Origin of the sequence: Aminivibrio pyruvatiphilus (genome assembly GCF_004366815.1) — a bacterium.
Taxonomy (GTDB): Bacteria; Synergistota; Synergistia; order Synergistales; family Aminobacteriaceae; genus Aminivibrio; species Aminivibrio pyruvatiphilus.
In genome coordinates, this window is sequence record NZ_SORI01000013.1 from 24235 (window position 1) to 50843 (window position 26609).

Annotated in this window: 24 protein-coding genes; 19 read left to right on the forward strand and 5 right to left on the reverse strand. The window is 60.9% G+C overall.

Features of this window, described 5'->3' with window-relative positions; genetic code table 11:
- Positions 1-17: 17 nt before the first annotated feature.
- The 7 genes from C8D99_RS09915 to C8D99_RS09945 all read left to right on the forward strand — a co-directional run bounded on the left by C8D99_RS09915 (position 18) and on the right by C8D99_RS09945 (position 8668).
- Positions 18-1823, forward strand: a complete 1806-nt coding sequence (locus tag C8D99_RS09915; protein ID WP_133957985.1) for a thiamine pyrophosphate-binding protein — start codon at positions 18-20, stop codon at positions 1821-1823.
- Between the two features lie 43 nt (positions 1824-1866).
- Positions 1867-3288 (forward strand): aldehyde dehydrogenase family protein, encoded by a 1422-nt coding sequence (locus C8D99_RS09920; protein WP_133957986.1) that lies wholly within the window; start codon positions 1867-1869, stop codon positions 3286-3288.
- Positions 3289-3369: 81 nt separating this feature from the next.
- A complete protein-coding gene (locus tag C8D99_RS09925) occupies positions 3370-4371 on the forward strand; it encodes a Bug family tripartite tricarboxylate transporter substrate binding protein (protein ID WP_133957987.1) in 1002 nt (333 codons plus the stop codon).
- A gap of 111 nt (positions 4372-4482) precedes the next feature.
- Positions 4483-5022 (forward strand): tripartite tricarboxylate transporter TctB family protein, encoded by a 540-nt coding sequence (locus tag C8D99_RS09930; protein WP_133957988.1) that lies wholly within the window; start codon positions 4483-4485, stop codon positions 5020-5022.
- A 12-nt stretch (positions 5023-5034) separates the two neighbouring features.
- Positions 5035-6528: a tripartite tricarboxylate transporter permease gene (locus C8D99_RS09935; protein WP_133957989.1), complete on the forward strand. Its 1494-nt coding sequence runs from the start codon at positions 5035-5037 to the stop codon at positions 6526-6528.
- A 52-nt stretch (positions 6529-6580) separates the two neighbouring features.
- Positions 6581-7576, forward strand: coding sequence for a Bug family tripartite tricarboxylate transporter substrate binding protein (locus C8D99_RS09940; protein WP_133957990.1), 996 nt, complete (start codon positions 6581-6583; stop codon positions 7574-7576).
- 264 nt (positions 7577-7840) lie between these two features.
- The gene (locus C8D99_RS09945; RefSeq protein ID WP_133957991.1) at positions 7841-8668 is read left to right on the forward strand and encodes a sugar phosphate isomerase/epimerase family protein; all 828 of its coding nucleotides are present in this window, start codon (positions 7841-7843) and stop codon (positions 8666-8668) included.
- Between the two features lie 37 nt (positions 8669-8705).
- Here the strand turns inward: C8D99_RS09945 and C8D99_RS09950 are convergent, their stop codons facing one another.
- The 5 genes from C8D99_RS09950 to C8D99_RS09970 all read right to left on the reverse strand — a co-directional run bounded on the left by C8D99_RS09950 (position 8706) and on the right by C8D99_RS09970 (position 14836).
- Positions 8706-9452, reverse strand: a complete 747-nt coding sequence (locus C8D99_RS09950; RefSeq protein WP_133957992.1) for an IclR family transcriptional regulator — start codon at positions 9450-9452, stop codon at positions 8706-8708.
- Between the two features lie 115 nt (positions 9453-9567).
- Entirely contained in the window at positions 9568-11307 is a 1740-nt protein-coding gene (locus C8D99_RS09955) for a ferrous iron transporter B (RefSeq protein WP_133957993.1), read from the reverse strand.
- Entirely contained in the window at positions 11300-11590 is a 291-nt protein-coding gene (locus C8D99_RS09960; protein ID WP_243833891.1) for a FeoA family protein, read from the reverse strand. The genes C8D99_RS09955 and C8D99_RS09960 overlap by 8 nt, the downstream gene beginning before the upstream one ends.
- Positions 11587-12621: a dual-specificity RNA methyltransferase RlmN gene (rlmN, locus tag C8D99_RS09965; RefSeq protein WP_133957994.1), complete on the reverse strand. Its 1035-nt coding sequence runs from the start codon at positions 12619-12621 to the stop codon at positions 11587-11589. Before rlmN ends, C8D99_RS09960 begins: the two co-directional genes overlap by 4 nt.
- Before the next feature lie 103 nt (positions 12622-12724).
- Positions 12725-14836: a diguanylate cyclase domain-containing protein gene (locus tag C8D99_RS09970; protein WP_133957995.1), complete on the reverse strand. Its 2112-nt coding sequence runs from the start codon at positions 14834-14836 to the stop codon at positions 12725-12727.
- Between the two features lie 170 nt (positions 14837-15006).
- Between C8D99_RS09970 and C8D99_RS09975 the strand changes: the two genes are divergently transcribed.
- The 12 genes from C8D99_RS09975 to C8D99_RS10025 all read left to right on the forward strand — a co-directional run bounded on the left by C8D99_RS09975 (position 15007) and on the right by C8D99_RS10025 (position 26561).
- Entirely contained in the window at positions 15007-15558 is a 552-nt protein-coding gene (locus tag C8D99_RS09975; protein WP_133957996.1) for a DUF6305 family protein, read from the forward strand.
- Between the two features lie 18 nt (positions 15559-15576).
- Positions 15577-16866, forward strand: a complete 1290-nt coding sequence (locus C8D99_RS09980) for a TRAP transporter large permease subunit (protein ID WP_133957997.1) — start codon at positions 15577-15579, stop codon at positions 16864-16866.
- Positions 16867-16878: 12 nt separating this feature from the next.
- Positions 16879-17022 (forward strand): hypothetical protein, encoded by a 144-nt coding sequence (locus C8D99_RS15230; protein ID WP_166670126.1) that lies wholly within the window; start codon positions 16879-16881, stop codon positions 17020-17022.
- A gap of 13 nt (positions 17023-17035) precedes the next feature.
- Positions 17036-18169 (forward strand): succinylglutamate desuccinylase/aspartoacylase family protein, encoded by a 1134-nt coding sequence (locus tag C8D99_RS09985; RefSeq protein ID WP_133957998.1) that lies wholly within the window; start codon positions 17036-17038, stop codon positions 18167-18169.
- Between the two features lie 116 nt (positions 18170-18285).
- A complete protein-coding gene (gene ggt, locus C8D99_RS09990) occupies positions 18286-20001 on the forward strand; it encodes a gamma-glutamyltransferase (protein WP_338024453.1) in 1716 nt (571 codons plus the stop codon).
- Positions 20002-20118: 117 nt separating this feature from the next.
- Positions 20119-20781, forward strand: a complete 663-nt coding sequence (gene deoC, locus C8D99_RS09995) for a deoxyribose-phosphate aldolase (RefSeq protein ID WP_133957999.1) — start codon at positions 20119-20121, stop codon at positions 20779-20781.
- 15 nt (positions 20782-20796) lie between these two features.
- Positions 20797-21816: a Mur ligase family protein gene (locus tag C8D99_RS10000; protein ID WP_133958000.1), complete on the forward strand. Its 1020-nt coding sequence runs from the start codon at positions 20797-20799 to the stop codon at positions 21814-21816.
- Positions 21809-22249: a poly-gamma-glutamate biosynthesis protein PgsC/CapC gene (locus C8D99_RS10005; RefSeq protein ID WP_166670127.1), complete on the forward strand. Its 441-nt coding sequence runs from the start codon at positions 21809-21811 to the stop codon at positions 22247-22249. The genes C8D99_RS10000 and C8D99_RS10005 overlap by 8 nt, the downstream gene beginning before the upstream one ends.
- Positions 22246-23298: a poly-gamma-glutamate system protein gene (pgsW, locus tag C8D99_RS10010; protein WP_133958002.1), complete on the forward strand. Its 1053-nt coding sequence runs from the start codon at positions 22246-22248 to the stop codon at positions 23296-23298. Before C8D99_RS10005 ends, pgsW begins: the two co-directional genes overlap by 4 nt.
- Positions 23286-24644 (forward strand): sensor histidine kinase, encoded by a 1359-nt coding sequence (locus C8D99_RS10015; protein WP_133958003.1) that lies wholly within the window; start codon positions 23286-23288, stop codon positions 24642-24644. Before pgsW ends, C8D99_RS10015 begins: the two co-directional genes overlap by 13 nt.
- The gene (locus tag C8D99_RS10020; RefSeq protein WP_243833892.1) at positions 24641-25300 is read left to right on the forward strand and encodes a response regulator; all 660 of its coding nucleotides are present in this window, start codon (positions 24641-24643) and stop codon (positions 25298-25300) included. Before C8D99_RS10015 ends, C8D99_RS10020 begins: the two co-directional genes overlap by 4 nt.
- Positions 25293-26561, forward strand: coding sequence for a lactate racemase domain-containing protein (locus C8D99_RS10025; RefSeq protein ID WP_133958004.1), 1269 nt, complete (start codon positions 25293-25295; stop codon positions 26559-26561). Before C8D99_RS10020 ends, C8D99_RS10025 begins: the two co-directional genes overlap by 8 nt.
- Positions 26562-26609: the final 48 nt, after the last annotated feature.

Genomic DNA, 26609 nt, shown 5'->3' on the forward strand with positions numbered 1-26609 from the left:
GAATGGAGGCTCGAAAAATGAAAAAAGACCTTGTGGCGTTCCAGCTCGTGAAGTTTCTCGAGGCCCGCGGTGTGGAGAAGATCTTCGGCCTGTGCGGCCACACCGTCATCGGTTTTCTTGACGCGCTCAAAGAAAGCGCCATCCATTTTGTCTCCGTCCGGCATGAGCAGATAGCCGCCCATGCGGCTGACGGCTATTCAAGGGGTAAGGGATGCCGGGTTCCCGGCGTTCTCCTCACCCACCTCGGCCCCGGCCTCGCCAACGCCACCACGGGTGTGGCGGAGGCCTCCCTGAACTCCATCCCCATGGTGGTCATCGCAGGCGACGTCCCGAGCTGCTACTTCGGCCGCCACCCCCACCAGGAGGTGAACCTCCACGCCGACGCCAGCCAGTACGAGATTTTCCGCCCCTTCGTGAAGCGGGCCTGGCGGGTCGACAGGCCCGAGCTTCTTCCCGAGGTTATGGACAAGGCCTTCCGCCTGGCGGTAACAGGCCGTCCCGGCCCGGTGCTCGTGTCCATCCCCATGGACATTTTCTCCATGGAGCTTGACACCCGGTTCTTCGACATGAGGATCGACAACAACCCCCTTCTTCCCAAACCCGGTCTGGATGAAAAGACGGCGGAGGAAATCGCTGTCATGCTGGCCGAAGCGAAGCACCCGATCCTCTATCCCGGCGGCGGCGTCATCTCCTCCGGCGCTTCGGAGGCCCTCACCGCCCTGGCGACCCACCTGGAAATCCCCGTGCTCTACACGCTTATGGGCAAAGGGGCCATTCCGGACGATCACCCCCTTGCCGTGGGCATGACCGGGTTCTGGGGAACCGACTTCAACAATAAGACCGCCATGAAGGCCGACGTGATGATGGCTGTGGGGACCAGGCTTTCCGAGGCCGACTGCAGCTCCTGGTACTTCGGCGAGACCTTCGACATTCCTCCCACCAGGCTCATCCACATCGACATCAACCAGGAGGAAATAGGACGGAACTTCAAGACGGCCATCGGCGCCGTCTGCGACGCGAAAATGGCCCTCGGCGCCATTCTGGCGGCGGCGAAGAGGCTCTATCCTCACGGAGTGAAACGGCCCGAAACGGTGAAGGAAATCGCCGAAACCAAGGCCGCCTATTTCGCGAGCATCGCGGAGGCGCAGAAGTCGGACCAGTTTCCCATGCGCCCCGAGCGGATTCTCGCCGACCTCCGGGAAGTTCTCCCCCGGGACGGTTTCGTCGTCGCAGACGTGGGCTGGAACAAGAACGGCGTGGGGCAGCAGTTCCCCATCTACGAGCCGGGGACCTTCGTCGCTCCCGGGGGGCTGGCCACTATGGGCTACGGTCCTTCCGCCGCCCTGGGCGTGAAGGTAGCCTGCCCCGACAAAAAGGTGGTCGCCCTCATCGGAGACGGCGGCATGGGCGCCAACGTCTCGCCCTTTGCCACGGCCGCGGTGGAGGATATCGCGGTGGTGTGGGTGGTGATGAACAACTGCGCCTTCGGCACCATCGCCGGCCTCGAGAACCAGCATTACCAGCACCAGTTCGGAACTCTCTTCGAGAAGGACGGCAAGCCCTACAGCCCTGACTTCGCCGCCATCGGCGAAGCATACGGGATCAAGGGATATACCGTGAAGAGCGCTTCCGAATTCAGGCCGGTCCTCGAGGAGGCCCTCGCCCTGAACAGGCCCTGCGTCATCGACGTCCGGATGGAGAACGCCCCGGTGATCACGGAAGGATGCTGGAACATCAACGACATCTTCAGGAAGCGGGGAGAGGAAAAGCCCTGGAGAGTTTGGGCCTGGGAAGAGATCGAACCCTGGAGGATGGAAAAGTAGCTCTCCTTTCCGGGAGCTTACAAAGAAAAGGAGATGGAAATGCATGGCGAAAAGGGAATTGACGGCTGAACAGAGGAATGCCCTGGAAAAGATCTTCGAAAGGGCCCGGGCCGCGGAAAAAATAATCGAGAACTACGACCAGGAGCGGGTGGACCGCATGTGCCGCTGTGTGGCCTGGGCCGCCGGCAACCCCAGGGACTTTGACAGGCTCTGCAAGATGGGCGTGGAGGAGAGCGGGGCCGGCGACTGGAGCGGCCGGTTCGGAAAGCGCCACAAGATCCTCGGCGTTCTGAGGGATGCTCTCAGGCAGAAAAGCGTCGGCGTAATCGAGGTTCTCCCCGAGAAGGGGCTTGTCCGGTACGGCAAGCCTGCGGGGGTCATTTCATCCCTGATCCCCATGACCAATCCCGAGCTCACCCCCATCGTCACGGCCATCTATGCCCTCAAGGCCAGGGACGTGGTGGTCTTCTCGCCTCATCCCAAGACGAAAAAGACCACCTTCGAGGTGGTGGAGAAGATGCGCCAGGGGCTCCGGTCCATCGGCGAGCCCGAAGATTTCCTCCAGTGCATTTCGGAGGTCAACATGGCCGTTGTCGAGGAGCTCATGACCATGGGCGACCTTATCATGGCCACCGGCGGGCCGGCCATGACCAGGGCGGCTCACAGCTCCGGGAAGCCGGCCTACTGCTCGGGAGCCGGTAACGCCACCATGATCTTCGACGAGACCACCGACATCGAGGTGGCCGCCCGGAACACCCGCACCAGCAAGACCTCCGACTTCGGCTCAGGCTGCTCCGCCGACGGAAACCTCATCATCTACGGCGGCATTTACGATACAATGGTGGCCCAGCTCCAGAAGGAAGGGGGCTACCTTGCCACTGACGAGCAGAGGGAGATGCTGAAAAAGGCCATGTGGGACGAAGAGGGGCACCGGATCGTGGACACCGTGGCCGTATCCCCCCAGAAACTCTGCAGGGCTGCGGGCTTCGAGATCCCCGAGGACAGAAAGTTCGTCATGGTGGTCGGGGACGGCATCGGCAAGGAGTACAAATTCTCCGGTGAAAAACTGACGACGCTGCTCGCCCTGTTCCGCTACGAGGGTGATTTTGAAAATGCCCTCAACATGATGGACGAGATCTACAAGGTGGGCGGGCGGGGACATTCCTGCGGCATCTACAGCCATAACGAGGAGCATATCCATGCCCTTGCCCTGAGAGCCCCGGTCACCAGGATCATGGTCCGTCAGCCCCAGTCCAAGGCCAACGCCGGAAGCGCCAACAACGGCATGCCCATGACGTCGAGCATGGGATGCGGAACCTGGGGGGGCAACCAGGTGTCGGAGAACATCGCCCTGAAGCACTATATGAACAGCACATGGGTCGCCAAGCCCATTCTTACCGATGCGCCCTCGGAGGAAGTCCTCTTCGGGGAGTTTTACGATCCGACGAACAAGAGGGAAGTCTGATCCGCCCCAGCCGGGTGCGGATGGAGAAAACCGGTCCGGAAAAACCGGGCCGGAAAACAGACACACAGAGGAGGAAGATGCATGAGAAAAGCGGCAGTATTAGGACTTTCGGTTTTGCTGGTATTTCTTCTCGCTTCGGCGGGAGCGGCGGCGTATCCTGAGAAGAATATCCAGGGACTGATCATGTGGGGCGCCGGGGGCGGCACAGACAACTTCGCCCGGGCCATCACACCCCTGGTGGAGCAGAAACTGGGACAGACCATCATTCTCCAAAACAAAACAGGTGCCTCCGGCGCGGTGGCCACAACCCTCACGGTGAATTCCCCCGCCGACGGCTACACCCTGCTATACGGGGCGGAAAACCCGGCCAATTACCGGGTTCTCGGCCTCTCTCCCCTGAGTTTCCATGACCTGCAGCCCATCGTCATCGCAGTGGAGGGTGCCGTGGTCATCTGCGTCAACCCCGATACACCCTACAACACCATGCAGGAGCTGGTGGAGGCGGCGAAGGGCGAGAAGAAAATCCGCATGGCCACCTCCGGCGTGGGCGGCCTTCCCTACGTGGCCGGAGCCATGATGAAAAACATTCACGGCACGGACTTCAACTACATCCAGTTCGACGGCGACGGCCCCGGCGCCACTGCGGTCATGGGCGGCCATGCCGACGTCATGCCCCTGGCTCTCTCCACGTCGGTGGAGTACATCCGGGCCGGACGGCTTCGCGGCCTCGCGGTACTCACCACGAAAAGGGTTCCCCAGCTTCCCGAAGTTCCGGCCATCACCGAGATCTATCCCGAGTACGCCCAGTACCTTCCCTGGGGACCTTTTTACGGCGTTTTCGTGAAAAAGGGGACTCCCGACGATATCGTGAAGAAGCTCAGCGATGCTTTTACCCAGGCCATGGCGGAAGCACGGTTTGAAGAGTACGTGAAGAATTCCGGCGGCTTCAGGAACGGCGCCATGGGCGAGGAAGCTGTGCAGTTCCTCGACAAGTTCGAGTCAACGGCGAGCTGGCTTATTTTCAACGCCGGGGGAGCGAAAAAATCTCCCGCCGAGTTCAACATTCCTGAACCGAAAAAATAGTGCTCCGTCGTGTATAATCGGGGATGGACCGGAACTATAGTTTCGGCCCGTCCCCTCTTGTATTGGGGGCCGGAATCGGGCAACCGCAACGGAAGGACGTGAATCACAGAGATGGAAGAATCCAGGGAATTTCTGGCTGAAGGGGCGGCAGGAGAAGCGGCAGTAGAAGCGGCAGGAACCGTGAAGGATCTCTCGAAATACGTTCCCGAGGCACGGAGAAAACCGGGCGAGCTTGGCATGGCCGTCCTAATGTTTCTCCTCGGCGCTCTCGGCTATTATTTCACCCTCGATATGACGAGCGGAGAATACTCATCGCCCTCGGTATTCCCGAAACTCGCCTCCATGGTGATCATGGCGTGCTCCGCCGTGAATTTTTTCAAAGCGGTGCGGAGGGAAAAACCCGAAGCGGAAGCGACGCTGAAAGGGTATCTTCTCCCCATGGACGTGGTGGTCGTCGTGGTTCTGCTTGTGGCGTACTGCGTCGCGCTGCCAAGGCTTCATTTTGTTGCTTCATCCTACGCTTTCATGGTCATCGGCATGGTGTATCTGCAGAGAGGGAAGAACATCGTCCGGGCACTCCTGATATCAGCGGTCTCCCTCGCGGTCCTGGTAGCGGTCTTCCGTTACCTGTTCCTGGTCATACTGCCGTAAGGGGGCTCGGATATGGAACAAAATCTTCAGTATTTCCTCATACCTTTCCTGAGCTGGGAGATGATGGTTCTCATCTGGGTGGGCGTTTTCGCCGGCATCTGGGTCGGCGCCATTCCCGGCCTTTCCGTGACCATGGCGGCGTCCCTGCTGATTTCCTTTACTTTTTCGTGGGATCTGAACAGCGCCCTTGCCCTGATATGCGGGGTGTTCGTCGGCGGCGTCTACGGGGGCTCCATCACGGCCATTCTGCTGAACATCCCCGGTGCGCCCGCGGCAATCGCCACGGGAATCGAGGGGTACCCCCTCGCCCAGAGGGGCGAGGCAGGCAAAGCCATAGGGCTCTGCACCACCGTTTCGGTGTTCGCCAGCTTTGTCGGGATAATCGTCCTCTCCGTGGCGGCGCCTGTGATCGCCAATTTCTCCCTCAAGTTCTCCCCCAGGGACTTTTTCCTGCTGGCGGTGATGGGGATCCTGCTCATCGGCAGCATCGGCGGGGGTGACCCCATAAAGGGGATCACCGCAGGAGCGGTGGGCGTTCTCCTGAGCATGGTGGGCATGGACCCATCCACGGGGGAGCTCCGGTATACCTTCGGCAATATCTACCTCATGGCAGGAATCAGCTTTGTTACGGCCATGATCGGCCTTTTCGGCGTGTCCGAAGCCCTCACCCAGTTCAGGAATGCAGGGAAGAAGTCGCCGAAGCAGAACCTCGACAGGATCATCCCGAGCTGGGCCACCTTCCTGAAGTACCTGCCCCTGTCCATCCGGTCGTCCCTCCTCGGCGTGTTCATCGGCGCCCTTCCCGGGACCGGCGGTGACGTGGCCGCCCTTCTGGCTTACGACCAGGCCAAGCGGACCGTCAGGCATCCCTCCCGTCCCTTCGGCACAGGGGCCTACGAGGGCATAGTGGCCCCCGAGACGGCCAACAAGGGAGCCATAGGCGGCGCCTTCATCCCCATGCTGACCCTGGGAATCCCCGGCGACGCCGTCACGGCCATCATCATCGGCGCCCTCTATATCCACGGGCTAAAGCCGGGCCCCATGCTCATGATCGAGACCCCCCACCTCTTCTGGATGATCGTCAGCTGCCTTTCCATCGCCAGCGTGGCCCTCATGGTCCTGGGCCTCGTGAGCGTCAAGCCCTTCGCGAAGATCATCGAGATCCCCAAGGAAATCATCATGCCGGTGGTGATCATCCTCTCCGTCATCGGAACCTACGCCATCCAGAACAGCGTGGTGGACATCTTCTACATGATCGGCTTCGGCATCATAGGGTATTTCATGAGGCTCTACGGCTATGCCACCGGCCCCATGGTCCTCGGGCTGATCCTGGGTCCCATGCTTGACGCCAACTACAGAAGAGCCATGCAGGGAGCGGAGAACCAGCTTCTGCCCTTCCTCGAAGGCTTCGTCACCAATCCCATCAGCCTCTTCCTGACGCTGGCCATCGTATTTCTGCTCGTGTCCCAGACGTCTTTCTACAGGAGATGGAGAGGACTGGAATAGATTTTTTCCCTGCCGGGGAAGAGAGAAACGAAAAATAAAGGAGGAATGTTTCATGAGAAAACTCGGTTTAGCGCTGCTTGCGGTATGTGTTCTGGCGGGGGCCGCCTTCGGGGCCTATCCTGAAAAGAACATCCAGGGGTACATCATGTGGGGCGCCGGAGGCGCCATGGACAACGTGTCCCGGGCCATCGTCCCCATCGCCCAGGAACATCTCGGAAAGACCATCATCCTGCAGAACCGTACGGGCGCCACTGGAGCCATCGCCACCACCTTCGTGGCCAACCAGCCCGCCGATGGCTACAGCATTCTCTTCGGCGCGGAGAACCCGAACCTCTACAAGGTCACCGGCCTTTCCCAAATCGACTACGACCAGTTCGAGCCCGTCTTCCTCATGATGGCCAACGTGGGCGTGGTGATCGTCTCCAAGGATTCTCCCTATACCTCGTACAGGGAGCTCATCGAAGCCGCCGCTTCCGGCAAGACCATCACCATGGGATCCACAGGGCCCGGAGGGCTGCCCTACGTGGCCACCACCATGATTGAGAAGATCCACGACGTGAAGTTCAACAAGATGCAGTTCGACGGGGAAGGCCCCTGCATCACAGCCCTCATGGGCGGCCATATCGATGCGGTGGCTGTCGGTCTTCTCGCAGCCGCAAACTTCATTCATTCAGGCAATGTGAAGGGCCTCGCCATGATCTCCTCCGAGAGGATAGAGAGCGTCGCTTCGGTGCCTGCAGTAACGGAAGTCTACGAGGAATACAGGCCCTACCTCCCCTGGGGCGCCTTTTTCGGTGCCTTCGTGCGGAAGGAGACCCCCGCCGAGGTTCTCGACGTTCTCCGGTCTGCCTTCACCAAGGCGTTCCAGGATCCCAGGTTCGACGAGTTCGCAAAGACCATGGGCGGCGTGAAGCTCGGCATCACCGGTGACGATGCGAAGAAATACATCAGGCAGAACCAGTCCGTCGCCGCATGGCTCCTGTACGACGCGGGCGGAGCGAAGTTCTCTCCTGAGGAGTTCGGCATCGAAAGACCCCAGGGCAAGTAGCGAACCTTATTTTTGTGAATGCTGTTCCGGCCCGCCCCTCCGTGGGGCGGGTTTTTCTTATTCCCATTTCTCGAAAAAAAGCATCCTTTCCGGACCCGGCCGTATTGACAAATTCTTTCCTACTCTTTATTGTGGAGGTGTTTCCTAGGGGCGGATTGCGTTTCCATTCAGCGGAAAGTGCGGCAATTGTGCCGGAACAGCCATCCGCTCCGGGGAGGGCGTCCAGCGCCCGGACACCACTTTCGAGGAAGGGGTTTGATGTTCATGGAGTTTCAGTTTTCCCTTGCGCAGCTCACCGTTCTGAATACGTCTCCCGTGGAGATTGCGTCCATGGCGGCGGACTGCGGATATGATTTCGTGAGCATGAGGCAGATTTACATGGGGCTTCCCGGAGAGCCTGATTTCGACCTGGCGAAGAACAGCACCCTCATGAGGGAGACAAAGAAGGTTTTTGCCGACACAGGCATCAGGCTTCTGGATATCGAACTCGCCAGGGTGTTTGACGGCATGGACGTGAAGAAGTACGAACCCGCCATGGAAACAGCGGCGGAACTCGGGGGAAAGCACGTCATCAGCAGCATCTGGACGCCTGAGAGGGAGTATTACCTCGAAAAGTTCGCCGAGATCTGCGACCTTGCGAAGCAGTACAACCTGACGGTGGATCTCGAATACGTTCCCATCGCCTCGGTGAAGACCCTGGCGGGCACGGTGGATGTCCTCAGGACGGTGAACCGTTCCAACGCCGGGCTCATGGTGGACGTTCACCATTTCCACAGGGCCCAGGACGACGTGGCTGAACTGGCGAAGCTTCCGGCGGAATGGTTTCACTTCGGCCACCTCTGCGACGCTCCCGGCGAGATTCCCGCCGAAAAGGACGAGATGACAAGGATCCTCCGGGAGGAGCGGTCCTACGTGGGCGAAGGAGGAATCGACGTTGCGTCAATCATGAACGCCATGCCCCCCATGCCCTATTCCATCGAACTTCCCAACCTGAAGAAAGTGGCGGAGTTAGGCTACAAAGAACATGCCCGCCGCTGCCTCGAGACCGCCAGGGCCTATTGTGCCGGGCGGGTCACGGGCAGAAAAGCATAAAAGAAAAGATCCCCTCCGGACCGGAGGGGATCTTTTCTTATCCTATCTGCTGGGAGATCTCCCGGCACATCCGCTGGATTTCCGGGATGAGAGACAGGGCTGTCTCCTCGGTAAAGCGGGATGCCGGCCCTGCGAGGGAGAAGGAGAAGAGAACCTCCCCCTTCCTGTTGAATATGGGCACCGCGATGGAAAGGATGCCTTCCTCCCGCTCGCCCCAACTCATGGCATAGCCGAGGTTCCTGATTTGGGCCAGGTTTTTTCTCAGCTCCTCCCCGGTGGAGAGAGTAGTGGCCGTAATGGGACGGGCCTTTCCTGCTTCCCTGTCGATGGCTTCCTCGCCCAGAAAGGCCAGGAGTGCTTTCCCTCCCGCACCTGCCCAGAGCGGCGCCCGGTCGCCCACCCTCATGACGCACCTCATGGTGAGCAGGCTTTCCACGTGCTCGTAGCAGACCCGTTCCTCTCCCTCGACGCCGTAGAGGGAGACCGCTTCCTTTGTACCGTCCCGGATGATTTTCATGTACGGGTAGATGATCTGCTGGGGCCTGAAGTTTGCCCTGGCGATGCTCCCGAGAATGTAGAGCTGACTGCCGAGGGAGTAGGTCCTGTCGTCGTGGCGGGTGAGGAGGTCAAGCCTTTCCAGGGTACCCGCCAGCCGAAGGGTCGTCGTGACGGGGAGTCCGATCCTTTCCGCGATTTCGCTGAGCGTGAGCTTGTAGTCGTCCCTCGTGAAGGCCTTGAGAATGTGAAAGGCCCGTTCTACGGACCGCACGGAGTCCTCTTTCATGGAGAAACCGCCCTTTCCTGCTTCGAGTCGTTGTTCCGCTCTTTCCGCTCAGCGGATATTTCAATCATAATGGAACAAACCCCAAAGGGCAATCCGTTCTTCCCGGCAAAACAGCCTAGGTGTTCAGGGAAAGGAGCAGCCTCACGGTTACCCCGGCAATGAGTGCGGAGGCCACCATGATTCCCATGGAGGCCGCCATGCGTTTCCCTCCCAGTTCCCTCCACAGGACGATAAACGTGGCGATGCAGGGGAACGTCATGGAAAGGGTGATGGTGGCCACCACGAGCTGGGCGGGCGAAAGGCCGAGGGTTGCCAGCATTCCCACGGCCACGTCCTTTCTCAGGATTCCGAGCAGGATGGGGCCGGCAGCTTCAGCAGGGAGGCCGAGAAGGCCGGAAAACACCGGGGCGAGCAGCCGGGAGAGAAGACCGGTGATTCCCGTCGCATCCATGAGGCTGATCAGCAGAATACCTCCGAGAACCAGGGGAACGGCCTCAAGGAAGAAGCCGCTGATCCGCATCCAGAGTTTGAGCCCCATGGCCTTCAGTGACGGGATCCTGTAGGGGGGGATTTCCACGATGAGCTCCGGGCTGAATCCGGGGAGGAGGGAATGGAGAATTCTCCCCAGGAGAAGCCATGAGACAAGGAGGGTGCCGTAGACCATGGCGACCCATTTCATCCCCATGCTCCCCAGGGCGCCGATGATCATGGCCTGGAGTCCGGCACAGGGAATGGCCACGGAGATCAGTGTTGCCGCGATAAACCGTTCCCGCTGGGAGTCCAGGACCCGCGTGGCGAGAATTCCCGGTACGTTGCAGCCGAATCCCAGGAGAGAGGGGACGATGGCGAACCCGTGGAGACCCATCCTGTGGAGGAGAGCGTCGAAGATAACCGCCAGCCTCGGCAGGTAGCCGAAATCTTCCAGGAAGCTCAGGACGGCGTAGAAGGAGAGGACATAGGGCAATACCATGACCACGGGAACGTACAGCCCCGTGGTGAGCATGCCGAAACTCTGCTCGAAGTCAATATGTCCGTCCACCAGCCTTCCGATGATGATGTCGTGAAGGAAGCCCTCCCCTCCGAAGAGGCCGGAGAGATAATTCACCACCGGAAGCCAGTATCTTTCGAAAAGGGGATCGAGGAGACCGTCGATGAGTCCTTCACCGGCGTACCTGATGGCGGTGAAGCTCGAGGCGATGACCGCGATGCCGATGACGAGTCCCCAGAAGGAGTTCACGGAGGCATCCTCGAGCTTGTCGAGGAAGGTGTGATGGCGGTGGCGCACTTTCTGGACCTGTTCCGTAACCGCCCCGATGGCCGCCCATCGTTCCTCTTTCGTAGAAGGAACCTCCCGTCCCGGAGAGGCTTCGTGCAGGCGGTCGAGAAGGCGGCTGACCCCTTCTCCGGAGACGGCCACGGTGGAGACCACCGGAACCCCCAGAAGATCCTCCAGCAGGAAGGGGTCGATGTCGATCCCCTTGTGCCGGGCTTCGTCCACCATGTTGAGGGCGATGATCACGGGAAGCCGGCGCTCCATGACCTGGAAGGCGAGGAAGAGGTTCCGTTCCAGGGCCGTGGCATCCAGAACCACCACCACGGCATCGCACTCTTCGGCCACCATCCTTTCGGCCACCTCTTCAGCCTCGTTGGTGGGGGTGAGGGTGTAGGCCCCGGGGACGTCGATGACTCTCCATACGTCGTCTCCCCGGCGGAGCCATCCTTCCAGGAAGCCCACCGTGGTTCCCGGGTAGTTCGAGGAAACGGCATGAACACCGGTGATCCTGGTGAAGAGGGCACTTTTCCCCACGTTGGGGTTGCCCACGAGAAGCAGTTTTTTTCCGGCCGTTTCACTCATGGCGCCCGGCAGCTCCGCCGGAAGGAGCGAGGGGAACGACAAGCACGGAGGAAGAAATCTTCCACCCGATGGCGATCTGCCTGCCGTCGAGCTGGAGGGTCACAGGACCGTGAAAGGGCATTCCGGACACTTTCTCCACCACCTTGCCGACCCGGAGGCCCAGGGCTTCAAGACGTTCGGCGCAGCCGTCCTTTGCCGGCATCTCCGCTATGCGGCCGAAGGCGCCGTTGGGAAGATCCCTCAGGGCCACTGCGGGACCTCCCGGATGACGGGGAGGGGTCAATTCGCCGATTCCCTCCTTCGAAGCTGGCCGCAGGCCGCATTGATATCCGTTCCCTTTTCCCGGCGGATCTCGTTTTCGATCCCGAGCTGGGTGAGGACGGCAGCGAAGGCCTTGATCCTTTCGGGAGTGGACCGCTGGTACACGTCCTTCACAGGGTTGTATGGGATGAGGTTCACGTAGACGCCGAGGCCGGACAGGAGGGCCGCCATTTCATAGGCCAGCTCCGTCTCGTCGTTCACCTTCTGGATCATGACGTACTCCAGGGTGATTCTTTCCCCTGTCTTCTGCTGGTATGTCCTGAGGGCGTTCACCAGGGGGCCCAGGGGATATTTCCTGTTCACGGGCATGATCTTGCTCCGGAGCGCGTCGTTGGGCGCATGGAGAGAGACCGAAAGACGGACCGGCAGGGGAAATTCCGCCAGGTCGAGAATCCCCGGCACGATACCGGAGGTGGAGATGGTGATATGCCGGGCCCCCAGATTTCTCATCTTCGGCGAATTCAGGATGGAAATGGCCTTGAAGACCGCCCGGGTGTTCAGGAAGGGCTCTCCCATTCCCATGAAGACCACGTTGCCGATATTGGCCCCGAGGCGTTTTTCCATGGCGAGAAGCTGCCCCGTGATCTCCCCCGCGGTGAGGTCCCGGCGGAAGCCGGACTGACCGGTGGCGCAGAAGGAGCAGTTCAGCGGGCATCCCACCTGGCTGGAAAGGCAGGCCGTGGTGTGGTTTCCGTGGGTGAGGAGCACCGATTCGATCCGCTCCCCGTCGTAGAGCTGCCAGAGGAATTTCCTGGTGCCGTCCTTTGACGTTTCCTCGGTGACGGGTATGGGAGGGAGGATCATCAGGTCGTACACAAGCTTCTCCCTGAGGTCCTTCGAAAGGTTGGTCATTTCGTGGACGTTGAAGACTTTTTTGTCGTAAATCCACTGGCATAGCTGGTCCGCCCGATACTTCGGGAGGCCCCACCTTTTTGTGCTGACATCGATCCATTCTTCATGGGAAAGATCGAGGGCGTGTACCGGTTCGCTCATTGTGTGCCTCCTGGTGGCATTTCGGGAAAAATTCCCCTTGAAATAACAATATATGATGTCATGAAATCCGGGCGTGTGTCAATGGTAAAAGAGCGGTGAGCTCTCAGGAGATGATTTTTTCCCCTTCGTGGAAGTCAAGGATAAACCGGGCGAATTCTTCAGCCCAGTACGGGTCGAACTGAATTCCCCCACACCGGCGGAGTTCCGCCGCCGCCGCCGCGGGAGATCTCGGATCCCTGTACGCCTTGTCTCCGGTCATGGCTTCATAGGCGTCCACCACGGCCATGATCCTGGCCCCTTCCGGAAGGGCGTCTCCGCCTTCGCCTTCCGGGTATCCCGACCCGTTCCACCAGCGGTGGTGCAGCAGAATATCCTCCCGCAGGTCCGCAATGTCCGGGAAGAGCGAAACGAGGTACGCTCCTCTTTCGGGGTGACGCTTCACGACCTCGTATTCCTCTTCCGTGAGGGGGCCCGGTTTGTCGAAGATCTCCCTGGGAATCTCGGTAAAGCCAAGATCATGGTTCCGGGCCAGCTTCACAAGATACTCCCTTTTTTCGGGAGAGAATTCACTGCGTGACGCGGCAAAAATCTCCATGAGAGCGGCGCATGCGGCCATGTGCCTGTCCCTGGAATCCTTCCTGACGAGGGCAATCCTCTCGGAGAGGTAATCCAGGACGTCCTTCCTGGAAGAAGACCTGTGGGTCTGCTTGAAGACGTACATCCGCTTGTCCGCTTCCTGGACAAGCGTTTCAACCGAAGATTCGTCCCTCGTCCCCGAGGCTATGCCCCAGGCGATGTTGAGAGGGAGGGCTTCGTCGTTCGCCCGGTACTCCCTGATGTTCGAAGCCAGCTTCTCCGGAAAGCGCCTTCCGGCTTCTCCGTTTTCGTCTTCGGGCAGAAGGGCTGCGAATTCGTCCCCGCCGATACGGGCGACAATGTCGCTCTTCCTGGCGCTTTTCCGCAGAACCTCCGCCGCGGCCCTGAGGAGGCCGTCCCCCGCCTTGTGCCCCAGGGTGTCGTTCACCAGTTTGAGCCCGTTCACGTCGCACATCACCACCGTGACGGGGTCGAACCGCCCTGTTCCGAGGCGGGCAAGGGTGTCCTCGAAATAGGACCTGTTGTAGAGCCCGGTCAGTTCGTCGTGGAAGGATCTGAATTCCAGTTCTTCCGTCTTGTTCTTCAGTGAATTTGCCATGAGATTGTAAGCACGTCCCAGTTTATTCATCTCGAGGGGGGCTTTCTCGAGCGCCTGGGGATCGAGGGGGGCGTACTTCCCGTCCCCGGTCCGTTCCACCGCGTCGAGAAGAAGGGTGAGCGATGAGTTCACCTTCCGGTACAGCGTGCCGGAAATGAGGAGGGAGGCTGCCAGGAGGAGGAGTGATGTTCCTCCGAAATAGGCCAGCCCGGCAAGGTAGGGGGCAAGAAATTCCCGGAATTCCATGCGGACTGCCAGCGTCAGTCCGTATTCAGGGAGGCCGGCACTTTTCGCGAGCCACCGTTTCCCGTCACTTCCCCGGTACAGGGCAAGTTTCCCTTTCGGCACCTTCAGCCTTGAGGCCTCCTCCCGGGATATGCCGTAGTTTTCAAGCAGGGAGTCATCGCCGGAGGGATCGAAAAGCATGAAACTGCCGGTGCTTCGGAAAGGGGTGGTTATGAGAGCGGAAAGAAGAGTGTCGAGGGAGATCGATCCGAACACCAGACCCTGAAAACCGTCGTCTCCCGTAAGAGGAACGGAAATGACGACCACCGATCGGCCGGAGCTTCGGCTGGTAATTATTCCCGTGATATGTTCCCGTCCTTCCTTCGCGGCGATAAAGTAGGGCCTGTCGGCTACGGAAATTCCTGTATTGCCCGGTACTTCCCTGTCGCTGTGAACCAGTGGGTAACCTGCAGTATTCACGTAAACAAGGGATGTGAAGTTGGCATTCGACCTGGCGAAAGAGGAGAAGTCACTGTGCATCCCGGGAAGATCCCGGGCGCTCACGGATGAGAGACGGGAAATCGAGCGGACGGCGTTTTTGTGGAAGACGAACCATTTGCGGATGAAATCGGCCTGCATGCCGAGGGCCTGTTCCATGTCCCGGGCCGTATTGAGCCAGGACTCCCGGAAATTGAGTATCCCTATGAGGATGGGGAAAAGGACCATGGCGGCAGCCAGAAGTACCGAAAAGAACCCGAGCATTCCCCTGACGCTCCTGAAGTTGACGGAAAGCATGGAAACCTCCTTATTGGCGGTGGAGCTTCTTGTTGAATAGTACCATAGAATACAGCATTTCCGGTTATGCCGATAAGAATGATAAGAAATATAGACATTAAACTGTAAAAGGGTACACTCTATTCAGTATCTAAAGATGAATCTATCCGTTGACAGAAGGAGGAATCGAAATGAAAAGAATGATTATTGCACTTACGGCGCTCCTGGTGCTCGCCGCGGCGGGGGCCGCCTTCGCGGCCGACGTGGTGCTCACTTCCGTGGGGCAGAGCCCCGACGTCATGATGGTGAGGGTGGTTCTCCGGAAAATGAAAATCGATGCCGACAGCGAGCCTCTGCTCAAGGCCGACGCCCTTGCGGGCCGGAAGGTCCTGGTTGCGGTGGTTGGAGGCAGCTCCAAGGGGCTCGGTGCCGCCGGAATCAACAAGGACCAGGAGGTGGAGCGGGTGAGCTCCCTTCTGAAAGCGGCAAAAGACCAGGGAGTGAAGGTTCTCGTCATGCATATCGGCGGGGAAGGCCGCAGAGGCACCCTGTCCGATGCCTTCATCGAGGCGGCGGCGCCCTGGGGAGACAGGATCATCGTCGTGGACGGAGGCAACAGCGACGGAATCTTCGACAAGCTGACGGAGGGGAAGAACGTGAAAATCCTCACGGCCCCCAACGTGAACGGAACGGACGCTCCTCTCAGGGAAACTCTTTCGGAGTGGGGAATCTCCGCCAGGTAGGCGGACGGTAATCCCGCCATGGACTGGTTCTTTCCTGAAGGATTGTATACGCTGGCGATGGTGGGGAGCTTTGTCTTCGGGGCGTTTGCCCTGAAGCTCCCCATTGCCGTCGCCCTGGCAGCAGCCGCGGTCGTGGGAGCCCTCGCCGCAGGGGAAGGATTCCCCGTCCGGCATTTTGTCGAGGGAACCTTCGGATATCTCGATACCATCCTCATCATTGCCACGGCCATGATTTTTATGAAGTCCGTCCAGAAGACGGGGCTCCTTGAGAGCCTGGCCGCCCGGGTCATCCGCACGTTCAGAACAAAGCCCCTCCTTCTCAGCCTCGGACTTATGTTCATCATCATGGTTCCCGGCATGATCACCGGGTCTTCAACCGCCGCCGTCCTCACCACGGGGGCCCTGGTCGCTCCGGTCCTGATCAAGTTAGGCGTTCCAGCCGTAAAGACTGCGGCGGCCATCGCCATGGGAGCCATCTACGGCATGATCGCCCCTCCGGTGAACATTCCCGCCATGATCATCGGCGGCGGCATCGACATGCCCTACGTGGGCTTCGCCCTGCCTCTTCTTGTCTGTACCGTTCCGCTGGCGATCTTTTCCGCCCTTGTCCTTGTCTACCCCCACCTGAAAAAAGGTGCCGGGGATGAAAACGCCCTCGAGGAAGAACTGCAGCGGATGGAGGCAATTCCCCTCACCGTCAGGCTTGTCTTTCCGGTGATTCTTCTCGCCGTCCTTATGACGGGCGAGCAGTTTCTTCCCGGGATCTGGCCGCCCCTCGGCATGCCCGTGAATTTCCTTCTCGCCGCCCTTTCCGCTCTTTTCACCGGCAGACGGCTGAATTTTATCGAAGCCTCCCGGGAAGCCGTTAACGACGCCATCCCTGTGCTCGGAATCCTGATGGGGGTGGGCATGTTCATCCAGATAATGACCCTCACCGGTGTCCAGGGATTCATCGTGGTATCCGTCCTCGCTCTGCCGGCATGGCTCATGTACCTCGGCATGGCCACTTCGATTCCCCTTTTCGGAGCAGTGTCGGCCTTCGGTGCGGCTTCGGTCCTGGGGGTTCCCTTTCTCCTCGCTCTTCTCGGACAGAATGAAATCATGGTCGGCTCGGCGCTCAGCCTTCTTGCGGGCCTCGGCGACCTCATGCCTCCCACGGCCCTGGCGGGTATTTTCGCCGCACAGGTCGTCGGCGAGGAAAACTATTTCAGGGTGCTGAAGTTCTGCATCGTGCCGGCGGTGGTTACCGCCGGGTGGGCCGTCGTGGTGATCCTCAACGCGAACACCGTGATGGGCTACCTGCCATAGGAGGAAACGGACATGACATACGTTTACAGGGCAATCGTCCTCTTCATTCTTCTTCTGGTAGTGATCTGCCAGTTTCGGGAGAAGGACTTCTGGAAACAGGCCACGGCGGCGCTCGTGGTCATTCCGCTGGTCCTTCGCCTGCTGATGATCAAGTAGGGAGGGAAGGAAGATGAAGCTGAAAGGAACACCCTTCACCGCATTGCTCCTTCTCGCCCTGGCCCTCGGCCTCTCGGCCCTTGCCGCGGTGCAGTTCCGGGCCATGTGGGCCGATGATCTCTTCGTCCCCGCCCCGGGCTTCGAGAAGCATCTGCTTTCTGAATGGTTCGGAGGGATCAAGGACACCCCGGCTGATACTCCTGTCTACATCCAGGAAGGAGCGGAATCCGGCGGGACCGTGCTGATCCTCGGAGGTACCCATCCCACGGAGCCGGCGTCCATGATGACGGCAACCCTGTTCCTCGAACGGGCAAAGGTCACGAAGGGGCGCCTGATCGTCATTCCCCAGGCGAACATCATGGGCTTCACCCACAACTCCCCCCAGGAAGCCCATCCCCGGAGCATCTCCTTCACCGCCGCAGACGGGAGCACACGGACGTTCCGCTTCGGATCCCGCCTGACCAACACCGTCCACGAATGGCCCTCCCCCGACATCTACATTCACCCTGCCTCGGGGCAGAAGCTGCCCGGCAAGGAGCGGGGCAACCTCAACAGGTGCTACCCCGGCGTTCCCGACGGATCGCTCACGGAACGCCTCGCCTATGCTCTCACGGAGCTTGTCCGAAAGGAAAAGGCCGATCTTTCCTTCGACCTTCACGAGGCTTCCCCTGAATACCCGGTGGTGAACGCCATCGTGGCCCATGAACGGAGCATGGAGCTTGCCGCCATGGCCGCCATGGATCTGGAAGGAAAGGGGATTCCCATCCGCCTGGAGCCTTCGCCGAAGAACCTGCGGGGGCTGACCCACCGGGAGTGGGGCAACTACACCGAGACTATGCCGATCCTCATGGAAACCGGAAATCCCGTCCAGGGAAGACTCCGGGGAAGGACGGACGAACGGCTCGCCCTCACCGGTATCGACAAGGCCTACGTCAAGGCCTTCGCCCTCGGGAGGCTTTACATCCCCTACGACGGAAAACAGACCATGGAATACAGGGTGGGACGGCATGCCGAATCCATCCTCGCCTTTCTCGACAACCTCGACATCCTTTTCGAGGAGAGAGCGGTGTTTGTCGAGGGAATTCCCAGCCTCGCCGATCTCGAAGAAAAGGGTGTGGGATTTTTCCTGACCCCTGCAAAACAATAAAGATATTTCCTGTACAATAGAAGGCGGGGTGATTCCCGGAGGAGTCACTGAACGGGCAGCGGCAGGCTTATCCTTGCGGAGAACCATGAACACACATTACTAGGGAGGTGTTTACAGTGAGAAAAAGTATCATGGCACTGGTTGTTCTTGCTCTTGTTCTGGCGGCGGGTTCCGCCTTCGCGGCGGACGTGAAGGAGGTTTACTCCAAAAACGGCATGGTGTCCTCGGCCCACGAACTTGCGTCAAAGGCCGGCGTGGAGATTCTGCAGAAGGGCGGCAACGCCATTGATGCGGCCATCGCCACCATGCTCGCCCTCAACGTGGTGGAGCCCAACGCATCCGGCATCGGCGGCGGCGGATTCTCCACCATCCGGTTCGCCAAGACCGGCGAGGTGGTGGAGCTCGACTACCGTGAAGTGGCTCCCCTGTCCGCCACGAAGGACATGTACGCTTCCGAGGCTTCCAAGAAAGCCAAGGAATCGGTCCTCGGCGGCAAGTCGGTGGGCGTCCCCGGTATCGTGAAGGGGATCTTCACCGCCCTTGACAAGTACGGCACCATGTCCTTCGCCGAAGTGGCCGCTCCCGCAATACGGCTGGCAGAGGAAGGCTTCGAGGTTCATCCCATGCAGACCCAGATCATCACCGATGAGTTCGAGAAGCTGAGCAAGTACAGCCCCGACAGCGCCTTCCTTCCCGGCGGCCTTCCCGCTGAGACCGGCTCCGTCCTGAAGCAGCCCGAACTTGCCAAGGCCTTCAGACTTCTGGCAAGCGACGGGCCCGACGCCTTCTACAACGGCCCTATCGGTGAAGCCCTTGTGGCGGCTGTCAACAACAGCGGCGGAAAGATGAGCATGGAGGATCTCAAGGGGTACAAAATGATCGTCCAGAAACCCGTCCACGGAACCTACCGGGGCTACTCCATCTATTCCACTCCCCCGGCATCCAGCGGCGGTACCCATATCGTCCAGCTTCTCAACATCATGGAGAACTTTCCCGTGAAGTCCCTGAAGCACAATTCTCCCGACTACCTCCATCATCTCGCCGAGGCCATGAAGATGGTCTTCGCCGACCGGCAGAAGTACATGGCCGACACGGCCTTCGTCAATGTTCCCCTTGCGGGGCTGGCGAGCAAGGAATACGCGAAGGAACTGGCGGGAAAAATCCGCCGCTATGACGTCATGAAGGATGTTCCCGCAGGCGACCCCTGGCCCTACAATGATGCCGGGAAGAAGGCCTATCTCGGCGGCGGCGGAAACCAGCACATTTCCACCAGCTCCTTCTCCGTCGTGGATGCGGAGGGCAACATCGTCGCTTCCACCAACACGGTGAACTACTTCTTCGGGTCCGGAGTGATCGTCCCCGAGTTCGGCTTCGTTCTGAACAACGAAATGGACGACTTTTCCCAGGATCCCAACAGCGTCAACGCTCCCGAACCCGGGAAGAGACCCCTTTCCTCCATGTCGCCCACCATCGTTCTCGATCCCGAAGGACGTCCCTTCATGACCATCGGGGCGGCCGGAGCCATGCGCATCATCACCGCCGTGAGCCAGATCGTCATGAACGTGGTTGACTTCGGCATGTCCATGGACCAGGCCATCGAACAGCCCCGCATCTTCAATCCCGCCGGGGGCGGCAAGGCCGGCAAGCTCCTTATCGAGGAAGGCATCGACCCCTCCACAGCCGACTACCTGAAGCTCAGGGGGCATGATCTCGAAATCAGGCCCTTCGGCGGATACTTCGGCACGGCCCAGGGCATTCTCTTCGACCACACGAAAAACAGGATGAACGGCGGAGCCGACAGCAGGCGCCTCGGCGTTCCCGTGGGCTACTAGGTCCGGCGCGAAAATCCGGAACCGGAACGGAACTGTGAGAGGCGGGACCGCGGAAGCGGTCCCGCCTCTCCTCTTTTTGAAAGCTCTGGTACAATGGGCGGCGGAGGAGGGGGTTCCATGAACACGAAGCAGCTTGCGTCCATGATCGACCATACCCTGCTGAAACCCGACGCCCGGGTTGATGATATCAGGCGCCTCTGTGAAGAGGCGAAAGAGTACGGATTCGCCTCGGTGTGCGTCAACGGATCATTCGTGGAGACGGCGGTCCGGGAGCTGAAGGGCTCCGGGGTGAAGGTCTGCGCGGTGATCGGCTTCCCCCTGGGCGCCTGTTCGAGCGAAACGAAGGCCTTCGAGGCCCGGGAGGCGGCCGCCCGGGGAGCGGAGGAGCTCGACATGGTCGTCGCCGTGGGGCGCCTCCTCGCCGGTGATGAAGACTATGTCCGGGAGGACATCCGCAACGTGGTGGAAGCCGCCGGGAAAGGCGCCCTCGTCAAGGTCATTCTCGAGACCTGCCTCCTGAACGATGAACAGAAGATTCTCGGCTGCAGGCTGGCGGAGGAGGGGGGAGCCCGCTTCGTGAAGACATCCACGGGATTTTCCTCCGGAGGGGCCACGGCGGACGATATCGCCCTGATGCGGCAAACGGTGGGCGGCCGCCTCGGCGTCAAGGCATCGGGAGGGATCCGCACCCGCCATGATGCCGAAACCATGATCGCCGCCGGGGCGAACCGCATAGGGGCCTCGGCCTCGGTGGCCATCTGTTCGGAAGACCGCTCCTGAGGACCCCTTCGTTCCATGGTTTTCAGCGGCGCTGCTGACCGTATACCCATTCGGATTCTCGTCACGGGGAGCAGGGGAAAAAGCTCCCTGGTCCGCCTGCTGACGGCTGCCCTCGAGGGGGCCGGTGTTCCCTCCGCGGGAAGGATTACAGGCGTACTTCCCCGGGAGATATCCGGAGGGAAAGAAACGCTTATTCTCCGCTCCGGACCGGGCAGCGTGGAAGAAATGCGGTGGTGGCTCCGTTCCCTGCCCGCTGGGATCAGGGGAGCGGTGCTCGAAAACAGCGCCGTGGACCCGGAGCTTCAGGGCCTCGCATGGCGGTGGATGAAGCCGTCCTGCACGGTACTGACCAATGTCCGTCCGGACCACGAGGAAGTATGGGGCTGCGGAGAGGAGATGGCCGCGGCGGCCCTCTGCGGGGGAATAGGCGGGGGACCCGTCATCCTTCCCAGCTCCGTGGCGGCCGTGCAGACAGTAAGCCGCCTTCTCCGGATGAAGGGGTGCGATCTGCTGCCCTGCCCCGACGGTGCCGGTTTCAGGGAAACCCATCTTTCTCTCGTATCCGGAGCCTGCTCCTTTCTGGGGATTGACAGGCAGAAGGGCCTGGGAGCTGCCCGGGAGCTTCCGCCTGATATAGCCGATTTCCGTTTCTTCCGCGAAGGGAAGGGCATGCTGGCTTCGGCTTTTTCCGCCAACGAGCCCGAATCCACGGAAAGCCTGTTCCGCTTGACCGGATGGGAAAGACAGGAGACCACGGTGCTCTACAACTCGAGAACGGACCGCGTCGCCAGGCTGCGCTCCTTTCTGCCCTGGCTGTCGGCCCATTCCTGGAAAAGCGTGGCCGTCACGGGAAGCCGCCCTCTTTTTCTGCCTTCCGGCGCGGCATTCCTTCCCCTTCGGGATTCCGCCGAGCTGGAGGCTTTCATCGCTGCGGAGGGAAAGGTCTTCGGGTGCGGGAACGTGGCCGGCGTGCCTCTGGAATATCTTCTCGAGCGGAAAGAACGGGCTGAAGGGGAGGAAAAGACCTTTGACTGACGGCGATGTGCTCCTGGTTGCCCTCGGCATAGTCCTGGGGCTGTACCTGTTCCATCGGACCGGGTATTCCCCCGGCGGCATCATCACCCCCGGCTTCCTGGCCATGGAAATGGCCTCGCCCGGGCGGATCGCGGCCGCTTTCGGCTGCGCCCTGGCTGTTGCCGCCCTCCTTTCCCTTCTCGTCAGGGGAACGGGCATGTACGGCCGCCAGAGAACCGGAGCGGCCATGCTTCTCGCCCTCGGCCTGAAAGTGATGCTGGGCGACCTGTTTCCTGCCGCGCCGGTCTGGATCGGGTGGGTCATCCCGGGGCTCATCGGCGCCGACATGCAGCGCCAGGGGATAATCCCCACGGTGGCTGCGGCGATGGCCTCGGCTTTCGCCGCCTCCCTGGCGGCCGCCCTTCTGCTTTCTATTTCAGGTGTGTTGCCATGAAAAACTCTCTTCTTGATGTTCAGCGCGGCTTTTTCCGGAACGCCCGGCTGAGGCTCGTCCTTCTCGCCGTTGTCCTCGGCGCCGCCTGGTATTTCGGTGCCGTCAGCACACTGTCGGGGGACGAGCGGAGGCTCTGGGAGAAAGTCCGGGATGCCCAGGAGTACCTTTTTCGGTGGAGGGAGGACCGGGGTATTTCCCCCGAAGGGGGGACCGACATGGAGAGAACGGGGTTCATCGGCGTGGAATGGAGCCCCCTCACCACCACCCTCGGTCCTCTCGAGGCGAAGCGGACCGCCGCTGATCCTCTCTGGGCGGTGTATGCCCTGCGGCGCTTCCGTGCCCTGGGTATCACGAAGGGCGACCGGGTGACGATCTTATCGTCGTCCTCGTTCCCGGGCCTCGTCTTCTCGATCCTGGCAGCGGCGGAGCACCTGGGCGCGGAGGTTCTGTGGATTCATTCCCTCGGCGCCTCTACCTGGGGGGCCAACAATCCGTCCCTCCCCTGGCCCGTGATGGCATCGGTCCTGCGGCAGGGAGGTTTCCTCTCCCGGAAGGCGAACTGGTATACCCTCGGCGGTAGAGGAGAGATGGGGCTCGATCTCCCCGAGGAGGGAAGAAAAATCCTGGAGGACGCCGCTGCCCGGGAAGGGGTTCCCTTTCTGAAGGCTTCTTCCCTTGCCGGGATGATTGATTCAAAGACCGCCCTGGTTGCCGCTTTCGCACCCCGCCTGGCGGTGAGCGTGGGGGGCGGCGCGGCTTCCTTTGCCGGAAACGATTCGGAGTTCCTCCGGGGAGGGCTTTTTTCTCCCCCGCCGGAGGAGACCGTTCCCTCCGGAGACGGCGTTCTGCAGCGCCTCCTGGCGGAGGGCATTCCCGTGCTCCATTTCCTGAACATGAAGGAAATGGCCTCTGAAGCGGGCATTCCCTATGACGGTGCCCGGGCTCCCCGGTTCGCCTCTCTGCGGAGCGGCGCCGTGTCGGCGGCCGGCATGGCATTTTTCTTTCTCTTCCTGCTGTTCCACAGGCGGTGGGACCGATGGAGACAGTGAAGGGCCTTCATCCGGCGAGGCAGCTCGCCGCCGCCCTGTTCTTCCTCCTGCTCTGGACGGCGGCGCAGCAGATATCCACGGCGCCCCTGCTGGCAGCCATCGCCCGCATTCCCGAGACCATGGACAGCGGCGACCTTCTGACGGCCGCATCCTTCGTGGTTCTGCTGAACGGACTTCGGGCCATAGCCCTTTACCTCGGATGGTTCCTTGCGGGAAACGGCCTTGCGGGACTTCACCCTTCCCTCTCTTTCCTCTCCTGGCTGACTCCTGCCGCCGCCATACCCATGACCTATTTCCTTCCTCCCGTCCTCGGCGAGGGAATCCAGCTCCATTTCGGCATCCCCGCCGTTCTCAGCGTGACGAGTGTTCTCGTGCTCCGGTACCTCACCAGGAACATTTCCGACTGGGCCTACAAATCCATTGCTCTTGCCCTTTTCGTGTTTTCCTTCCAGTGGCTTGATATCATCCCTTCCCTTACGGTCTGGGGCGCCGGCTGGGGGGAACTCTCCTCGTCGGTGAAGACCGCCGCGGGGATACTCGAAAGGGAGGGGCTTCTCAACTGGTCGGGAGGTGCCGTCTTCGCCGGACTCTTTCTCTCGGGGGTCCTCACCACCGAGCTCATGGTGACCTACAGTGCCAGGCTCGCCGACATGGCCCTCCTCAGGGACAGGGAGAACAAGATGGCCCGGCTGAGGGAAGAGAGCCTCAGCAACCGGAGTCTCGTGGAAATGCAGCAGCTTGTCCACGACCTGAAACGGCCGCTCACCACCATCCTCGGCCTCGGTGACGTCATCGTTTCCGGCAGGGGAGAGGGAAACGCGGCGAGATACGGAACCGTCATCTGCGAGGCGGCCCGGTCCATGGAGGAGATGGTCTCCGAGATACTCCACGAGGATTTCAGGAGGCAGGTCTCCATAGGCGACCTGGTGGAATACGTCTTTACCCAGATCAGCCCCTTCCCCTGGAGAGAGACTGTGCTGCTGGAGGCGGATCGGCCGGTCCTGAGGGAGATGGTGAAAGTGAACGTGGTGCGCATGTCCAGAGCGGTGGTGAACCTCCTCGACAACGCGCGGAAGGCGAACCTGCAGGCGGGGGGCGGAAAAATCACCCTGTCCGTGTCCCTGGAGGGCGACAGGGTCACCCTCGCCGTGACCGATGAAGGGCCGGGTTTCCCGCAGGACCGGACGTCCGGTTCGGGGTGGAATTCCACGGGGCTCGGACTCCAATACGTTACAATGGTGGTACACAATCACGGGGGGGTCTTCAGTTCCGCCAACCTTCCGGGAGGAGGAGCCCGGGCGGCGCTGACCCTCGGAAGGTCCGTAAAAGGAAAGGATGAGCTATGATGCCGCTTCATATCGGGGCAATTGACGACGACCGGTCCATTCTTTATACTCTCGAGGCCATGGCGTCCACGGAAGGGTGGAGAATGCTCACCACGAGCGAGCCGGAGGAGTGCCTCCGGTGGGTGAAGCTCGACGAGGTTGACATCCTCCTGGTGGATTACCACATGCCTGTCATGAACGGACTCCATATCATACGGAAAGCCCGGGAGCTGTCCTCGAAGCTCGTTCTCATAGCCCTTACGGTGGAGGACGGCGGCGAACTGGCCTCCAGGCTCACCCTGGCGGGAGCCGACGATTTCATCTCCAAGCCCATACGCCTCGCCGATTTCACCGCCCGCATCCGGCTGCACGAGAAGCTCTGCGCCCACAGGGAACAGCTGAACTGGGAAGAACGGAAAAAAGGCGTGAGCAAGGACACCATGCGGAAGGTGCTGGAAAAGCTCAAGGAGTTTTCCTCCCCCCGGGACTGCGACGATGTGGCTGCAGCCTGCGGACTTGCCTACGTCACCGCCCACAGGTACCTGGAGTATCTCGCCGACCGGGGGCTCATCGTCAGAAGCGCCGGGGTTCAGGACGGCCGTCCGGGACGGCCGAAAACCTACTACGCCATACCGGGCCCTTCGGGGCTTGCAGAGGAGAAAAAAGAGAATGACTGAATCTGACCGCACGCTGCAGATTCCCCTGGGACGAAAGACCATTCCCTGGAACCCGCCCCGGGACGTGGTGATCCCTCTCCCCCGGGGCGAACGGCCTCAGGCGGGAACTCCCGAAGAGGCCCTTGCCGCCCCCATCGGCTCCCCCCGGCTGTCGTCCTTGGCTTCCGGGGCGGGGCATATCGCCATTGTCCTTCCTGACGCCACCAGGCTGTGGCAGGACGTACCCCGGATGGCCCGCGCCCTCAGGATGGAGATCGGCGATGGAACGCCCGCCGCCGTGACGTGGATCATCGGCGCCGGGCTTCACAGGGCTCCCACGGAGAAGGAGAAGGACCTCCTGCTCGGCGGGGCCTCCCGGCCGGGAGACGCCGTCGTCTGGTCCGACCCGGAGAAGGTCGCCGACACGGGCATGGTCACATCCCGGGGAACTCCCGTGGCAGTTGCACCGGAGGCCCTGGAGGCGGATCTGCTGGTTGTTGCCGGGGGCATAGTCTACCACGATCTCGCCGGGTTCAGCGGCGGAAGAAAGGGGCTTCTGCCCGGCATCAGCGGCAGAGCGTCGGTCCAGAACAACCATGGTCTTTCCCTGAGAGGGGGCATCGAAGGCCTGGAGGTGAACGTGGGCAGGCTCTCGGGAAACGCCACCGCCGAGGACATGGAGGAATACGGCAGACTCCTGGAACAGGGCAGGACCGTTTTCCTGCTCAACGTCGTACCCGACGAGACGGGCAAACCCCGCTGCTATACGGCGGGAAGCCTTGAAGAAGCCTGGAGCAGAGGCGTGGAAATGGCCCGGGCGCTCCAGACGCTCCACATCCCGGAGAAGGCGGCCCTCATGGTGGTGTCCAGCGGCGGGTATCCCTACGATATCGACCTCTACCAGGCCACCAAGGCAGTCACCGCGTCCCTCGGCGCCCTGATGCCCGGCGGGGGGCTCATTCTCTGTGCCGGTCTCGAGGACGGTCTCGGCCCGGGCAGCTTCGCCGCGGACCTTCCCCTGGCCCTTTCCGACCCGCAGGACCTTCTCCGCCGGCTGGAAGAAGAGTTCACCATACCGGGCTTCATCGCCCTCAAGGTCCCCCACGACATGAAAGGACACCCGGCGGCCCTGGTGACGGAGAGGGAAGGAACGCCCTTTCCCGGCGAAACCTTCACCTCCTTCGACGCCGCCCTGGAGTGGATGCTCCCGCGGATTCCCCCCGGTCCCGTGGTCTACGTAAGGTCCGGAAACTGCATCGTCCTCAGGGCGGACAGCGAATAAAAAAAGCCCCCGGCCCGATGAAACGGGCCGGGGGCTTCAATTTCGGGG

Bases quoted from the DNA above. Each gene is read 5' to 3' on its own strand.
- C8D99_RS09915 (WP_133957985.1), top strand. From the start codon at position 18: ATGAAAAAAGACCTTGTGGCGTTCCAGCTCGTGAAGTTTCTCGAGGCC.
- C8D99_RS09920 (WP_133957986.1), top strand. From the start codon at position 1,867: ATGGCGAAAAGGGAATTGACGGCTGAACAGAGGAATGCCCTGGAAAAG.
- C8D99_RS09925 (WP_133957987.1), top strand. From the start codon at position 3,370: ATGAGAAAAGCGGCAGTATTAGGACTTTCGGTTTTGCTGGTATTTCTT.
- C8D99_RS09930 (WP_133957988.1), top strand. From the start codon at position 4,483: ATGGAAGAATCCAGGGAATTTCTGGCTGAAGGGGCGGCAGGAGAAGCG.
- C8D99_RS09935 (WP_133957989.1), top strand. From the start codon at position 5,035: ATGGAACAAAATCTTCAGTATTTCCTCATACCTTTCCTGAGCTGGGAG.
- C8D99_RS09940 (WP_133957990.1), top strand. From the start codon at position 6,581: ATGAGAAAACTCGGTTTAGCGCTGCTTGCGGTATGTGTTCTGGCGGGG.
- C8D99_RS09945 (WP_133957991.1), top strand. From the start codon at position 7,841: ATGGAGTTTCAGTTTTCCCTTGCGCAGCTCACCGTTCTGAATACGTCT.
- C8D99_RS09950 (WP_133957992.1), bottom strand. From the start codon at position 9,452: ATGAAAGAGGACTCCGTGCGGTCCGTAGAACGGGCCTTTCACATTCTC.
- C8D99_RS09955 (WP_133957993.1), bottom strand. From the start codon at position 11,307: ATGAGTGAAACGGCCGGAAAAAAACTGCTTCTCGTGGGCAACCCCAAC.
- rlmN (WP_133957994.1), bottom strand. From the start codon at position 12,621: ATGAGCGAACCGGTACACGCCCTCGATCTTTCCCATGAAGAATGGATC.
- C8D99_RS09970 (WP_133957995.1), bottom strand. From the start codon at position 14,836: ATGCTTTCCGTCAACTTCAGGAGCGTCAGGGGAATGCTCGGGTTCTTT.
- C8D99_RS09975 (WP_133957996.1), top strand. From the start codon at position 15,007: ATGAAAAGAATGATTATTGCACTTACGGCGCTCCTGGTGCTCGCCGCG.
- C8D99_RS09980 (WP_133957997.1), top strand. From the start codon at position 15,577: ATGGACTGGTTCTTTCCTGAAGGATTGTATACGCTGGCGATGGTGGGG.
- C8D99_RS15230 (WP_166670126.1), top strand. From the start codon at position 16,879: ATGACATACGTTTACAGGGCAATCGTCCTCTTCATTCTTCTTCTGGTA.
- C8D99_RS09985 (WP_133957998.1), top strand. From the start codon at position 17,036: ATGAAGCTGAAAGGAACACCCTTCACCGCATTGCTCCTTCTCGCCCTG.
- deoC (WP_133957999.1), top strand. From the start codon at position 20,119: ATGAACACGAAGCAGCTTGCGTCCATGATCGACCATACCCTGCTGAAA.
- C8D99_RS10000 (WP_133958000.1), top strand. From the start codon at position 20,797: ATGGTTTTCAGCGGCGCTGCTGACCGTATACCCATTCGGATTCTCGTC.
- pgsW (WP_133958002.1), top strand. From the start codon at position 22,246: ATGAAAAACTCTCTTCTTGATGTTCAGCGCGGCTTTTTCCGGAACGCC.
- C8D99_RS10015 (WP_133958003.1), top strand. From the start codon at position 23,286: ATGGAGACAGTGAAGGGCCTTCATCCGGCGAGGCAGCTCGCCGCCGCC.
- C8D99_RS10020 (WP_243833892.1), top strand. From the start codon at position 24,641: ATGATGCCGCTTCATATCGGGGCAATTGACGACGACCGGTCCATTCTT.
- C8D99_RS10025 (WP_133958004.1), top strand. From the start codon at position 25,293: ATGACTGAATCTGACCGCACGCTGCAGATTCCCCTGGGACGAAAGACC.